This window comes from Acinetobacter sp. AOR34_HL, from assembly GCF_027854795.1.
In the GTDB taxonomy this organism is placed as follows: domain Bacteria; phylum Pseudomonadota; class Gammaproteobacteria; order Pseudomonadales; family Moraxellaceae; genus Acinetobacter; species Acinetobacter junii.
In genome coordinates this window covers 13,261-27,420 of the sequence record NZ_JAKTID010000067.1, presented here as the reverse complement: position 1 = coordinate 27,420, position 14,160 = coordinate 13,261, and the positions used below count along the sequence as shown (strand labels likewise).

General features: G+C 37.5%; 11 protein-coding genes. 4 read left to right on the top strand and 7 right to left on the bottom strand.

What is annotated here, in order from left to right:
- Positions 1 to 77 precede the first annotated feature (77 nt).
- The 3 genes from MKL32_RS11455 to MKL32_RS11445 all read left to right on the top strand — a co-directional run bounded on the left by MKL32_RS11455 (position 78) and on the right by MKL32_RS11445 (position 2,246).
- Positions 78 to 680, top strand: coding sequence for an IMPACT family protein (locus MKL32_RS11455; RefSeq protein ID WP_004953163.1), 603 nt, complete (start codon positions 78 to 80; stop codon positions 678 to 680).
- The gene (locus MKL32_RS11450) at positions 673 to 1,284 is read left to right on the top strand and encodes an acyltransferase (protein ID WP_080630816.1); all 612 of its coding nucleotides are present in this window, start codon (positions 673 to 675) and stop codon (positions 1,282 to 1,284) included. Before MKL32_RS11455 ends, MKL32_RS11450 begins: the two co-directional genes overlap by 8 nt.
- 119 nt (positions 1,285 to 1,403) lie before the next feature.
- On the top strand, positions 1,404 to 2,246 hold the full coding sequence (locus tag MKL32_RS11445; RefSeq protein ID WP_004913328.1) for a universal stress protein: 843 nt from the start codon (positions 1,404 to 1,406) through the stop codon (positions 2,244 to 2,246).
- Positions 2,247 to 2,365: 119 nt separating this feature from the next.
- On the opposite strand, the gene MKL32_RS11440 is transcribed toward MKL32_RS11445, so the two are convergent.
- The 4 genes from MKL32_RS11440 to mutS all read right to left on the bottom strand — a co-directional run bounded on the left by MKL32_RS11440 (position 2,366) and on the right by mutS (position 7,258).
- Complete coding sequence (locus tag MKL32_RS11440; RefSeq protein ID WP_004913324.1) at positions 2,366 to 3,034, bottom strand: O-methyltransferase; 669 nt, start codon at positions 3,032 to 3,034, stop codon at positions 2,366 to 2,368.
- 136 nt (positions 3,035 to 3,170) lie between these two features.
- Positions 3,171 to 3,878, bottom strand: a complete 708-nt coding sequence (locus tag MKL32_RS11435) for a D-Ala-D-Ala carboxypeptidase family metallohydrolase (RefSeq protein WP_004913321.1) — start codon at positions 3,876 to 3,878, stop codon at positions 3,171 to 3,173.
- 127 nt (positions 3,879 to 4,005) lie between these two features.
- Positions 4,006 to 4,335, bottom strand: coding sequence for a ferredoxin FdxA (fdxA, locus tag MKL32_RS11430; RefSeq protein WP_004639922.1), 330 nt, complete (start codon positions 4,333 to 4,335; stop codon positions 4,006 to 4,008).
- Between the two features lie 265 nt (positions 4,336 to 4,600).
- Positions 4,601 to 7,258 carry a DNA mismatch repair protein MutS gene (mutS, locus tag MKL32_RS11425; protein ID WP_270900553.1) on the bottom strand — a complete coding sequence of 886 codons (2,658 nt, stop codon included), beginning with the start codon at positions 7,256 to 7,258 and terminating at the stop codon, positions 4,601 to 4,603.
- 608 nt (positions 7,259 to 7,866) lie between these two features.
- Here mutS and MKL32_RS11420 point away from each other — a divergent pair.
- Entirely contained in the window at positions 7,867 to 9,951 is a 2,085-nt protein-coding gene (locus MKL32_RS11420; protein ID WP_126131805.1) for a TonB-dependent receptor family protein, read from the top strand.
- 104 nt (positions 9,952 to 10,055) lie between these two features.
- Here MKL32_RS11420 and MKL32_RS11415 read toward each other — a convergent pair whose 3' ends face one another.
- The 3 genes from MKL32_RS11415 to MKL32_RS11405 all read right to left on the bottom strand — a co-directional run bounded on the left by MKL32_RS11415 (position 10,056) and on the right by MKL32_RS11405 (position 13,934).
- The gene (locus MKL32_RS11415) at positions 10,056 to 11,687 is read right to left on the bottom strand and encodes an ABC transporter permease (RefSeq protein ID WP_270900552.1); all 1,632 of its coding nucleotides are present in this window, start codon (positions 11,685 to 11,687) and stop codon (positions 10,056 to 10,058) included.
- Positions 11,688 to 11,774: 87 nt separating this feature from the next.
- Positions 11,775 to 12,791 carry an extracellular solute-binding protein gene (locus MKL32_RS11410; protein ID WP_270900551.1) on the bottom strand — a complete coding sequence of 339 codons (1,017 nt, stop codon included), beginning with the start codon at positions 12,789 to 12,791 and terminating at the stop codon, positions 11,775 to 11,777.
- Between the two features lie 42 nt (positions 12,792 to 12,833).
- Positions 12,834 to 13,934 (bottom strand): ABC transporter ATP-binding protein, encoded by a 1,101-nt coding sequence (locus tag MKL32_RS11405; RefSeq protein WP_039046857.1) that lies wholly within the window; start codon positions 13,932 to 13,934, stop codon positions 12,834 to 12,836.
- Positions 13,935 to 14,160 lie beyond the last annotated feature (226 nt).

Genomic DNA, 14,160 nt, shown 5'->3' with positions numbered 1-14,160 from the left:
AAACCTCGCAATTGCGAGGTTTTTTATTTGAACCTTAAGACGTTATACTTTGTTTTTAAATTTGCATTGATGTTTTTATGCCTTTTACCATTGCTCAAACCGTTACCTTTGAAGAAGAAATTAAAAAAAGTCGCTTTCAGGCGATTGCGAGTGTTGTAGAAAATGAGCAACAAGTAAAAAAGTTTTTAGAAGAGACAAAGGACATCTCGACGACACACCAATGCTGGGCATGGAAAATAGGTCATCATGTACGGTTCAATGATGATGGCGAACCTTCAGGTACAGCAGGTCGCCCGATATTAGCAACGATAGAGGGGAATGACTTAACCAATGTTATTGTATTGGTGAATCGTTGGTATGGCGGAGTAAAACTAGGCACTGGTGGTTTAGTCAGGGCGTATGGTGGGTGTGCAGGTCAGTGTCTGCTACTCGCTGAAAAAATAGAATTAATTGAGAAAAAGAAGATTACTTTTAGTTGTGCATTTAATGAATGGGCTATTATTCAATATGAATTACTACAACAGCAAATAGAGTTTCTAGAAAACTATACTGAAACGGGTGTTAGTATTCAGGCACAAGTGCAAATACACCAGATTGAACCGTTAAAGCTCAAGCTTCAAGATATAACGCGTGGTCGCGAGCAGCTTAAACTTATTGAGGATCAAACAGATGATGCATGATCCACTATTAAAATATCGTGAACAGCATAAACATCGATTGAACTATATGCCATGGTTATATTGGTCTTTAAAACCCAAACATAGAGAATGGGCGGAAGCATGGCAAAAAGAATATCAGAACTATTTAATGGAAATGGAAACAGTTGAAATTGGCAACAATTGTTTTATTTCACCTTTAGCACATATCTTTGCTGAGCGAGGACGTAAAATTACTATCGGCGATAATACTTTTATTGCTGCCGATTGTACTTTACATGGACCGTTAGAAATCGGTTCTGAAGTCGCGATCAACCACCATTGCATTCTTGATGGAGGTCGCGCAGGTATTAAGTTGCATGATCAAGTTAGAATTGCGGCATATAGTCATCTGTATGCTTTTGACCATGGCATGGATTTAGATCGACCCATCTATCAGCAAGCAGTTCGCTCACAAGGCATAGAAGTTGGACGTGATGTTTGGTTAGGAGCTCATGTTGGAATTAAGGATGGGATTAAAGTTGGTGATCATGCGGTTATTGGTATGAATAGTATGATTACTAAAGATGTTGAGCCACATGCAATTATGGCTGGAAACCCTGCAAAATTGATTCGTTATCGGAAATAAGAATTAACTAGAAAACTCTCAAGAGATTCTATACATAAATTTAACCAACCTGCTATCTATCTGTGTTAAGTTAAAAATAAGTAGAAGACCTAAGGTATTGAACCTAAAGAGAGGCGATTATGAACCGCGTTATTGCATGTATCGATTCCTCACCCTGTATCGATGCGGTGGCGGAGGCTGCAGTTTGGGTTGCCAAGCAAACTCAAAGAGAATTAGTCCTTTTACAAATCCTAGATTACTATCCCGCCAGTTACCATTTAGGTGAAATTAGTGGCGTAATCGGTTTTGAAAGTAATGCCATGTTACTTAAAGAATTGGCTGAGTTAGAACAAAAGCAAAGCGAATTAGCCTTGGATTATAGTAATAATTTACTGAAACATATCTCTGAATTAATTGAAAAAAATTACGGTTTGACTAGCACCAAAATTCAAGAAAAAGGTGATTTTCTTGAACAGAGTTTTAATATTCTTAAAGAAAATGATGTGGTAATCATCGGGCGAGTCGGGGAACGCGCTGCTGAAAAAAATAAACCAATTGGAAGTAATGTTGAAAACTTTATTCGTGGGGCGAATTGCACGGTAATTACCGTAGGGGAGCATTTTTCACCACCAAAACGTTTTATTTTTGCTTATGAATACTCTCCGACTTGTCAAAAGATGATGGAGAGAATTGCTCAAAGTGATTTATTGAAAAAACTGCAATGCCATTTACTGTATGTTGGTGATCATCCAGAGATGCTGACTGAACCTGAGAAATATCTTAAAAGTGCTGGTTTAGATGTAATACCAATATATCGTTATGGCGATGTAGCACAAAATATTTTGGAATATCAACGCGAACATGACATTCAGCTGATTGTATTAGGTGCATTTAGTCACAGTAAGATTCATCAGTTTTTCTTGGGTAGCATCACAACCACGATATTTAGAAATGCAAATGTACCGCTGCTTGTTGCTAAGTAGTTCATTTTATTCCATATAGTTATCCGCAATTCCTGTGGATAACTATATGGAAAAGCAACCTTAATATACTTAATTTATTGATATTTATAATTAAAAAGTAAAAGTTTATTTTTTAACCTCTATTTGACGATTGCAATTGCAAAGCCATCATGCCCTTTCGATCCAACAGTTTGTAGAGCAGTACACGATAAAAGTTGAGGATGATTCTGGAGCGCAGTAAAAGCTTGGCGGATACCTTCAATACTTGGTTTTTTATTATTTGAATCTAAGATATCACCAGAGCGAATAACATTGTCTAGCACAATGATAGTGCCTGAGCGTGCCAATTTTAAACTGAGTTCAAAATATTCTGGATAACTTTGTTTATCTGCATCAATAAAAATGAAATCAAAAGGTTCACTATTATCATTAATTAATTGATTCATGATATCAACGCCACGACCTTTTTTAAGCTCAATTTGGGTTGGCATATTGGCATAATCAATATTTTCTTGGGCAAGGATCACGTGTGTATCCCGTCCTTCCACAGTAAGCAAATATCCATCAGCAGGCAGTGCTTTCGCCAACCAGATTGTACTATAAGCAGCAAATGTACCGAGTTCGAGCACACGCTTGCATTGATTCATTTGAATCAACATTTGTAGAAACATGCCTTGGTTAGGTGCAACAGCTAGATGATTAGAAAAACCCTGCTGGTCAGTGTTATCTAATGCATGTTGAAGTCTCTCGTCTGTGGGAATGAGATGTGAATTAATATATTCATCAATGTCTGTCCACAACTGTTGCATGGTTGTATTTACCTATAAATTTGATAGCTGCATTTTAAACATTTATCTTCGAAGTGCAATTTGAATGCTGAAGGAATCATGAGTGCTGAAAGTAAAAAGAGATCAAAAGACCTCATTTTTACTCGAGTTTTACAATTTAGAAGTTACAAAGAGATGTATTACGAGTCAAATCAGGACCCCAAGTGCGATAACCTTGAGTATCCAAATGAATTTGACCTGAACTATATAATCCAATACCGAGATCTAGGCTTTGACCATGCTGAATCCAAAATTGGCATAACTTGAATTTTGTTTGTTCAATATATGCATAATCTTGGGGTTGAGGGTATTCAGGTCCAATACGAAAATCAATTGCGGAATTAAATAAGTGCTTTGATGAACTTGCACCACCTGCGCACTGATTCAGTGGGAGATCACGATAAACTGAGGTAACTTCGAAATCAGTAAGAATTTTTGCAGCGATTAAATACTTGAATACTCGTAATGTTGAAAGTGAGTTATTCCATAATTCACGATTTGGAACCATGTATTCTGAACGTCCGCACTTTTGCCAGTCTCTTGCTGTTTTGAGCAATTCAAAACTAGGAATAATATGTGCGACATTATTACGCATTAAGAAATGTTCATATTCGCGTACACGTGCGTAGTTTTCTCCCTGACCTAACCACTGACGATAAGATGCAGGTTCTGTTTTTGTAGGGATTGGACGATTAAAAGCTACTTGTTCTTCAGGAATATATATTCTTTTGCTTGGACTAACTTTCTTTGGAGACGTGGCACAACCAACCATCATCACAGGGATGACAAATAATGAAAACAGACCCTGTAATTTATTTCGCATCATAAAAAAGCAATTCACATTTAGTATAGTGCCTATTTTAATGCAAAATAGGGGGCTAAAAATGGCACAATTGCAAAGAAATGTGTGATTCAGGTATAAAAAAGACCAGTAAAACTGGCCTTTTTGAAAATTACTTTTCTAAATACTGAAGCTTGTTTGGTTTGCCGTTCCATTCCTCACGATCAGCAGGTTGTTCACCGATTTGAGTAATGTTATTGCCAGCCCATTTTTCAGATAATTCAGCATTTAATTCAATAAACACTTCTTGACCTTCAGGTAACTCATCTTCAGAGAAAATTGCATTTGCAGGGCATTCTGGTTCGCAAAGTGCACAGTCGATACATTCGTCAGGATTGATGACTAAGAAGTTAGGACCTTCATAGAAACAATCTACAGGACAAACTTCAACACAATCTTGATACTTACATTTGATACAATTTTCTGTGACAACAAAGGTCATGGCGGCAGCTACCTAAAAAATATGGTTTTCATTTTCAATAGCGTATTTTAGGCAAAAAATGCAGATAGAAACAATTCCTTTTATTGATATTTATTATTCGTATCAATGAAAAGGGCTGATTTATATGAGTTTTGTTGATAATAACTCTCAATAACCTGAATCTATTTGCACTTCATCCTACGATAAAAGACGCATTTTCAAACTTAATTAGAAATTAAAATTTGCTAGGTTCTAACTTTAATATAGTAGAGAACCTAACATAGGGTTAATTTTCAATAGTATCTGAGCTTTTAGATAAAGCTTTGAGTTGATAAAGATGTTCCAAAGCTTGGCGTGGGGTAAGGTCATCTAAGTCCAGTTGCTTTAAAAGATCTAAAGCAGGTGATTGCATTTTTACTTTAATCACTTTTTCAACAACTTTAGTTTCTATTTCATGTTCAACTGTACTAAACAGATCATTTTGCACAGAGTTTTGTAAATGCTGATGTTGCTGTTTTTCCAGTATTTTCAAACGTTTTTGTGCATCTTTGATCACATTAGCAGGGATACCAGCCAATTTTGCAACTTGTAAACCATGACTTTGACTTGCAGGTCCATGCTGTACTTTATGCAATAGGATTAAATTACCATTTAACTCTTGTGCGGTGACGTGATAGTTGTCAATTCCAGCTTCGCTACCCAATTCTGTTAATTCAAAATAATGTGTTGCAAAAAGACATAAACACTTAATACGTTTGGTTAAATCGAGTACACATGCCCATGCTAGAGATAAGCCATCATATGTACTGGTTCCACGTCCGACTTCATCCATCAATACTAAAGACTGACTTGTTGCATGATGTAGAATTTGAGAAGTTTCAGTCATCTCAACCATGAATGTTGATTTGCCTGTAGAGAGGTCATCAGCTGAGCCGATACGAGTGAATATGCGATCGATAGAACCGAGCTTTGCTGATTTCGCTGGGACAAAACAACCACAATAAGCGAGCAAGCTAATTAAAGCTGTTTGTCTCATAAACGTGGATTTACCACCCATATTGGGACCAGTGATGATCGCCATACGATGTTGATGATCAAGGAATGTATCATTCGGAGTGAATGGAGCTTTGTTTAAAGACTCAACCACTGGATGTCGACCCGCCTGAATCTTGATACAAGTTTCTGGTGTATATTCAGGTCTTGCCCAATTATTTAATCTTGCCTGATGTGCAAAATTCGCTAAAACATCGATATGAGCAATTGCAGCACTCATCATCTGTAATTGAGCAATATTTTGGCGTAATTCATCCAATAAAGATTCAAACAGTAGTTTTTCACGAGCGAGCGCACGAGATTCACTCGAAAGCACTTTATCTTCAAAGCTTTTAAGTTCAGGTGTGATATATCTTTCAGCATTTTTAAGTGTCTGACGACGAATATAATCGGCAGGGGCTTGCTCAGCTTGAGCTCGTGTTAATTCAATATAGTATCCGCTGACACGATTGTAGCCAATTTTCAGCGTATTGATGCCAGTTCGCTGACGCTCTTTGATTTCTAAATCTATTAAAAATTGACCCGCATGATCACGTATTTTGCGTAATTCATCCAATTCATCATCATATCCCTCTGCAATTACATTTCCATCGCGTAAAAGTACAGGAGGGTTTTCAACAATTGCTGCAATAAGATGTTGGTGTAGACTTTTGAAATCACCAAGTTGCTGATCAAGCTCAATTAATAGTTTGGATTTTTGAGTGTTGAGGACAGGCGCTAAAGCATGTCGTAAAAAAGGAATTTGAGCACAGGCTTGGCGAAGTTGAACTAAATCACGTGGTCGAGCACTACCCAAAGCTACTCGACTGAGTACACGCTCAATATCGCCGATTTCTTTCAAAACTAAGCGAACAGGTGATTCGTGATAACCTTTCAATAATTGCTCGATTGCATCCAAACGAGCATCGAGTATTGCTGTATCTCGAATGGGCTGCATGAGTGTGCGACTCAGTAAGCGACCACCCATCGCAGTTTGACAATCATTGATTAATTGGAATAAAGATGTTCCATGCTCAAATAACGGTTCGATGATTTCAAGGTTACGACGTGTAATTGGGTCTAAAGCAATGAAATCTGTACTCTGTTCGATCTGTATAGAACGGATGTGAGGTAGGGCTGTTTTTTGTGTTTCTTTAGCATAATGAATAAGCGCAGCCGCAGCAGCCTTTGCTAGAGGAATTGGATCTAACCCAAAGCCTGATAAGGTGGAAACAGCAAACTGGTCACATAACGTCTTTTGAGCATTATTTTGATTAAAATCTACATTCGGTCTTTTAGTAATTGGACAATCTAGATTTTTCTTAATATGTTCGATGATGTTTTGATCGACTAAATCCTCATCAATCAAAATTTCACTTGGCATCAAGCGAGCAAGTTCTATTGGCAATTGCTCTGGTTTATATGTCTGTTGTTGAACTTTAAAAATACCTGCACTCAAGTCAAGTAATGCAAAACCAATTTGATTTTGTTGTATACACAGAGCAACTAAATTTGAGGATTGATAACTTGATAAAAGCGCATCGTCAGTTAAGGTACCAGGTGTCAAAACTCGGACTACTTTACGTTCGACAGGTCCTTTACCTGTAACTTCACCAACTTGTTCACAAATTGCAACGGTACGACCTGACTTTACTAAACGTGCTAAATATCCTTCAGCGGAATGGTAGGGAACACCTGCCATTGGAATTGGTTCACCATTTGTTTTGCCTCGATGGGTTAGCGTGATACCAAGTAATTTTGCAGCTAAGTGGGCATCCTCAAAAAAGAGTTCGTAAAAGTCACCCATACGATAGAACAAAAGCGCATGTGGATATTCCATCTTGACTTTGAGGTATTGCTGCATCATCGGCGTGTGAGATGAGAGATCAGCCATAACTGAGTCACTGTTCATGCGTTGTAAGTCCTTAAATTGAAAATATATTACTAAATAAAGTTTTACCATTACTGTCTAAAATTGATCGAAATCAAGAAATCTTAACTTTCGATATCAAAATCACTAAATTACAAAATACAGTTTTGGTGTAAACCCTTTTTCGACAGCCATCTTAACAAATTGAGCTTGATTGACAAAAAGGATTCCTAAAATGAATGAGGAAATTAGCAACAAAAGAGTAAGTTAGTTTTTTTATTTTATTTGTTACTCCTAAGCCTTCATTGAGGAAGGTAGGGTTTTATTTAATGATTTAAGTGCTAAGTCTCATGTTTGCACGCAGAATTTACAGAAGAACTAAAAAAGTATCTTAACCCAGTATTAGTCATGCTTGTCGAGTAGATCAGTGTCTTAAATCCTTAATTATTATATATTCGAAAATTATCAGTATTTTTTAATAGATGTAGCACCAGAAGAATTTTGCTTTAGAAACCTGATAGCAACAAAATACCACTCAAATCAAAACATTAACTGATAATTGTTTCTATTTGTATTATAATTGCGCAGTTTTTTAAGGTTATTTTAAGTTTAATCTGAATTTCAATCTGATGATTGATTATAGGGGTCACATGGAAAAGTATTTATTTATTAAAAATCAAATTGTTATGAGTGGTTTGCTGTTTGGTGGTTTTGCACCAATGCTTTATGCTGCTACTGAACAAACTCAACAAGTTGTTGTATTACCTACGATTCAAGTGATTGGCTCACAAGAAGATTCAATTTCAAAAATTCCAGGTGCAGCGGTAATTGTAAGCCAAGAGCAAATTCAACAATTCACTCCAAGCTCTACTGAAGAAATTTTAAAACGTGTATCAGGTGTGTATGTTAAACCTGAAGAGGAGTCTGCAATTGTTGCCAATATTGGTATGCGAGGAATTAGTTCGGCTGATTACAAAACACTTATTTTAGAAGATGGTGTACCTGTAGCGGCTGGCTTATTTGTTGGAAATGGTCGTTATTATAATCCTCGTATTCAACGTATGGATAGCATTGAAGTTCTCAAGGGATCTTCTGCGTTGCGTTATGGACCTATGAATATTGGTGGTGTAGTAAATTATCGTACTAAACAACCTAAAGATGGTGCTCTTGTTGATCTATCAATTGGATCTTGGGATACCTATAAGACAACTGTTGAATTGGGTGGCAGTTCTCCAACGAAAGATAGTAATGTTGGAGCGATTTTAAGTTGGGCGAAAAGTGACGGTTTCATGGATAAAAGCTATGAAATGAAAGATGCCGTTATCAAAGCAGGTACAGCCATTGGTGATAATCAATGGGTTGGCGTTAAATTTACTCATTATGAAAATGATGCCAATATTTCATATCGTGGTCAGTTCTTGGGTGAGTATCATGCCAAGAAACAGAATAATCCTGCTCCTGATGATTGGTTCTTAACAGAGCGAAATTCTTTTGATATCAATCATCGTTGGGATATTAATCCAGATACTGAACTTCAAACATTGCTGTATTGGAGTGAAATGAATCGTGATTACTGGCGTTATGGTGTGAATGCTACAGCTTCACAAGCTGCAGGTCGTTGGATTTATACTGATAATGTAAGTGGTAATAATCGTGCTTTTGAACGTATTGGAGCGGAAACTCGTCTGATTGCAAAAAATACTATTTTTAATCTTCCTGGTGAAGCTGAGATTGGCTTGCGCGTGATGAATGAGAAAATGGATGACGTTACGATTAATGCAACTCGAGCTACACCACGCACAGGTACAACAGCAAAAGATACTAAAGATTCTGCGAAGAGTGTTGCTTTGTATGCTCAAAACCGTTTCGATATTTCAGATCAATTATCCGTAACGCCTGGTGTCCGTGTTGAACGCTATGAACAGCAACGTGATGACAAACAAAAAAATGAAACAGTTAAAACTTCAAATACCGAAGTAATGCCCGGATTAGGTGTTACCTACCAATTCATTCCAGCTGTTCAGCTTTACGCTAGTGTCTACAAGGCATTCTCACCAGCACTAAATGGTGACTCACTCAGTGGTATGAAAGATCAAAAACTGGATGCAGAAACTGCAGTTAGTTGGGAGTTCGGTTTAAGAGGTCAGCAAGATGCAGTTCGTTACGAGTTAACTGCTTTCCGTATGGACTTTGATAATCAAATTATTCCAGCTAACAGTAACTCAGATTTCCAATCGACCAATGGCGGTAAAACGTACAACCAAGGGTTTGAAGGTGCTGTAAGTTTAGAATTTGAGAATGGTTTCGATGTGTTTGCTAATCTTACATGGATTGCAAATGCTGAGTTCAAAGGCGATCGTTACAACAAAAATGGTTCACTAAAATCAAAAGATGGTGACCGTGTACCATATACACCTGAATGGGTGGCAAATCTTGGGGTAGGTTATACCTATGCAGGTTTGCGTAGTCAGTTGAGTGCAAACTATACAGGTTCACAGTTTACTGATGAATTAAATACCAAACCGATTGTTGAGAATACTTCAGGATTCTTTACTGGAAAAATCGATGCTTACACGACTGTCGATTTAACAACTCGCTATACCTTGAATGATCAAGTTGAGTTTTATGGCGCAGTTAAAAACTTAGAGGACAAGCGTTATATCGCGAGTTTACGTCAAGGGATTTATGTTGGTCCTGAGCGTTCATTTGAAGCCGGTGTTCGTTATCGTTTCTAATCGATGATTCGGTAGACATAGAAAAAAGGGTTGTATTGATTAAATACAACCCTTTCTTATTTGGGGACTATATAGCAGAATTCGCTATATCGCTAAAATCTTATTTATTTGTTTAGCACTTTACTCATACGAGCAAGCAGAATGACAGGGATCAAACCCACTAAAACAATTAATAATGCTGCAATTGCTCCATCTTCATATGTTCCTCTTGAGGCTTCTGCATATAACTGAGTTGCGAGGGTTTCCATATTCAAAGGTCGAAGTAACAGGGTGGCTGGCAATTCTTTCATGCAATCTACGAAAATAAGCAATGCCGCAGAGATGATTGCAGGGCGGAGTAGTGGAAGATGAACTTCTTTTAATATTAGAAATTGATTTCGGCCTAAATTTTGAGCCGCATCATCAAATACGCCATGGATACGATTATATCCAGACTCTATTCCACCAATTGCGATTGCAAGAAAGCGTACACTGTAAGCATAAACGAGGGTGAAAGTTGTTCCTAAAAAGAGCAAGCCTGAGTGAATTCCTAATTTAAATTCAAGAAAATCAGCTACCGCATGATCAATTTTTCCAAGTGATAACATAAGACCAATGGCCAACACAGTTCCAGGTATTGCATAACCTAAACTAGCAATTCGGCTAAACCATGTAATTTGGCTAAAGCGTGCCGCACTGACAATAAAGAATCCAATTGCAATTGTGATCACAGTAGCAACTGTAGCTAGAAATAAAGTGTTGATTGATGCTTGTAATAAATAGTCTGAAAAACCTGCATACTTGAAACGCTTATAAGATTCCATCAATAAATGGATGAACGGAATGAGGAAACCAATGCTGATAGGAATCAATCCAAGTATTAAACATAAACCAGCTTTTGTGCCACTGAGTTGTTGTGCTGGCATCAATCGACTACGTTGAGCAGAGTTCATATAGCGTTGTTTGCGTCTACCCAGTCTTTCAATAACAACCAATAAAGTAATAATGATCAACATGAAAATTGCGATTTGTGCAGCACTAGCGAGATCGGATTGATTTGTCCATGTTGAATAGATCGATAAAGTTAGAGTTTTGACGCCTAAAAACTCGGTTGCACCGATGTCATTGATGGTTTCCATCAAAGCTAAACTAGCCCCCACAGCGATTGCTGGGCGAGCTAAAGGAATCGCGACTCGAAAAAAAACTTGGTTCGGGTTGAGCCCTAAACTGCGTGCAACTTCAATCAAGCTAGCTGATTGCATGAGAAACATCGCACGTGTACTTAAATAGACATAGGGATATAAGACAAAACTTAATAGAAAAATACAGCCCCAAACAGAGCGAATATTCGGAAACCAAGCAGGTTGAGATTCCCAACCAAAGTTAGCTGCTAGAAAGCTTTGTACTGGGCCGATAGGATGCAAAATATCGATATAGCTATAAGCGATTATATATGTTGGTATTGCAAGGGGAAGCAGTAGAGCCCAATCTAAAAAAGCTCGACCTCTAAACTGATATGCGGTTACTAACCATGCGCTACCAGTCCCGATTAAAATCGTGAGTAGACCAACACCAAATAATAAAATACTGGTATCAACCAAAGTAGGGGGCAGAACATACTGAATCAGATGCCCAAAAATATCACTATTACCCTGAATTGCTGTTAAAACCAATGCAATAACAGGCAAGCAAGCAAGTAAGGTCAATACCCCACTGAGCGATGTAAATAAATTAAAGTGATGCTTATTTTTGGTCATTAGAGATTAAGAAACTATTGAATAGCAGGTTTAAGAAGTTTGATTGGACAGGTCAAAACAAAATGGATGACCTGTCCATAAAATCACTTAATGATTAAATTGAACTTTATCGACTAACAGATTTGCTGCTTTACGATATTTTGCAATTTCACTCAGACGGACGTTATCAATATTTAACTTTCCGAAACTTGCGATAATTGGATCAATCTTCACACTAGGTTTTACTGGATACTCATAACCACTTTGTGCATAGATTGCTTGTGCATGATCTGAGGATAAGAATTCCAATAATTGAACTGCTTCTTTACGGTTTGGTGCATATTTTGCTACAGCTGCACCTGATACATTGATATGCGTTCCACCATTTTTAAAGCGAGGTAATACAACATTAATTGCATTACCCCAACGTTGTTGCTCAGCATCACCATTACGCATTGTTCCTACGTAGTAGGTATTTGCAACGCCGATATCACAAATTTTACCGAGAATATCGCGTGCAACATCACGATCGCCACCACTCGCTGGGCGTGCTAAATTTGCTTTGATGCCACGTAACCATTGCTCAGTTGCTTTTTCGCCGTGATGAGCAATATAGGATGCAATTAGCCATGTGTTATAAGGATGGCTACCAGAGCGGATACAAATCTTGCCTTTCCATTTTGGATTTGCGAGATCTTCATAACTGATGGCTTTTAGTGGTGTACGTTCTTTAGAAACATATACTGCACGAGCACGCATAGATAGCGCATACCAATGACCATTGGCTGCACGTAAGTTACCTGGAATCGCGGTATTTAAAACTTTAGAGTTCACTCGTTGAGTTAAACCATTTTCAACCAAATCAACCAAATTACCGAAATCAACTGTCAGCATGACGTCTGCAGGTGAGCGGCGACCTTCAGTTTTAACACGTTCCAGCATTCCATCTTTGATAAAAACAGTGTTTACTTTAATACCTGTTTTTTGATTGAACTCTTCTAAGAGTGGTTGAATTAACACAGGTTCGCGAGTGGTATAGAGATTGACCTCAGCGGCATTTACCCAACCACTGCTGAGTGCGATAAGACTAACTGAAAGCGCATGAAGTTTTATTCGTTGGTTCATTTTTGATCCCTAAAAAGAAGAAACTTGAATAATAAATACCAGTTAAGTGGATGATTGATGGATTTCGATTGAATCATTGGATTCATAAAAGAAACACTGAGATAAATCTAACGATAGGTAGACGGTTTCTGCTTGGTCGTAATGTTGAGAATATTCAACATAAGCACTTAACACTTTATCTTCTGCCTCGATTTTTAATTTAAGTAGTTGTGAATAGCCTAAGAAGTTCGACGAAATAATTTTAGCAGCTAGACTATTTTCAGTTTTTATCCGATTAACACGTAATTGGTGGGGTCTAAAATAGCAACGAATCTCGTTATTACTCGTCAAATGTTTTGGAATATCAATATTTCCAAAAATCGTATGCAGTTGTTGATCTTGTATTTGGGTTTTTATTTCATTCAAATCGGAAAAATAACGTGCTGCAAAAAGTGTTTTCGGTTGGAAGTAAAGCTGCTTAGGCGTACCACTTTGAATGATTTTACCCTGATGCATCAAAATAATCTGATCAGCAATTTGAAGTGCTTCTTCAGGATCATGAGTCACAATGATAGTTGTGGTCGAAGTCTGTTTTAAAATATCAATGGTGCTTTGTCGAATTTGATCACGTAAACGATGATCCAAATTCGAAAATGGTTCATCCATAAGCAAAACATGAGGTTTAGGTGCGAGTGCACGAGCTAAAGCGACACGCTGTTGTTCACCACCAGATAAAGTATGTGGATAGCTATGAATATGATGCGACATAGAGACATGCTTTAACGCATTTTCAGCAATAGATTGACGTTCGTGCTTCGGGATTTTTTTCAATCCAAACATCACATTTTCCAACACGCTCAAATGTGGAAAGAGAGCATAGTCTTGAAATACAAAACCGATATTGCGTTCTTCAGCTTGAACTTGTTGATATGGGTCCCATAGAACTTTTCTTTCTAGCTGAATAGAACCCTCAGTAGGAGTCTCTAGACCTGCGATCAGACGTAGCATGGTTGTTTTACCGCAACCTGAATGTCCCAATAGGCAAATAATCTGACCACTTTGAGCAGACCATGATGCTTGATTTACAGCAAAACGCTCACCGAATTTTTTGCTAAGCTTTTGAATCGTTAAGACATTGGCCAACGTTACGGTATGAGCATTCATGGTCAATTCACAGGAATAATTCTTGCCCAAATAATAACTGATAATTCTTCTCAAGTGGAGTTTTTTTGAAGGAATGGAGCATGTTTATTGGCGCTATTTTAATAAATTCAAAGGTAGAGTGATTTAACTTGAATAAGTAATTATTTAATTACATATTAGATATTTAACTGGCTTATAAATAAATTATTTAGGGAGTGATAGATTGAGTGCTAGTATCACTTTAACT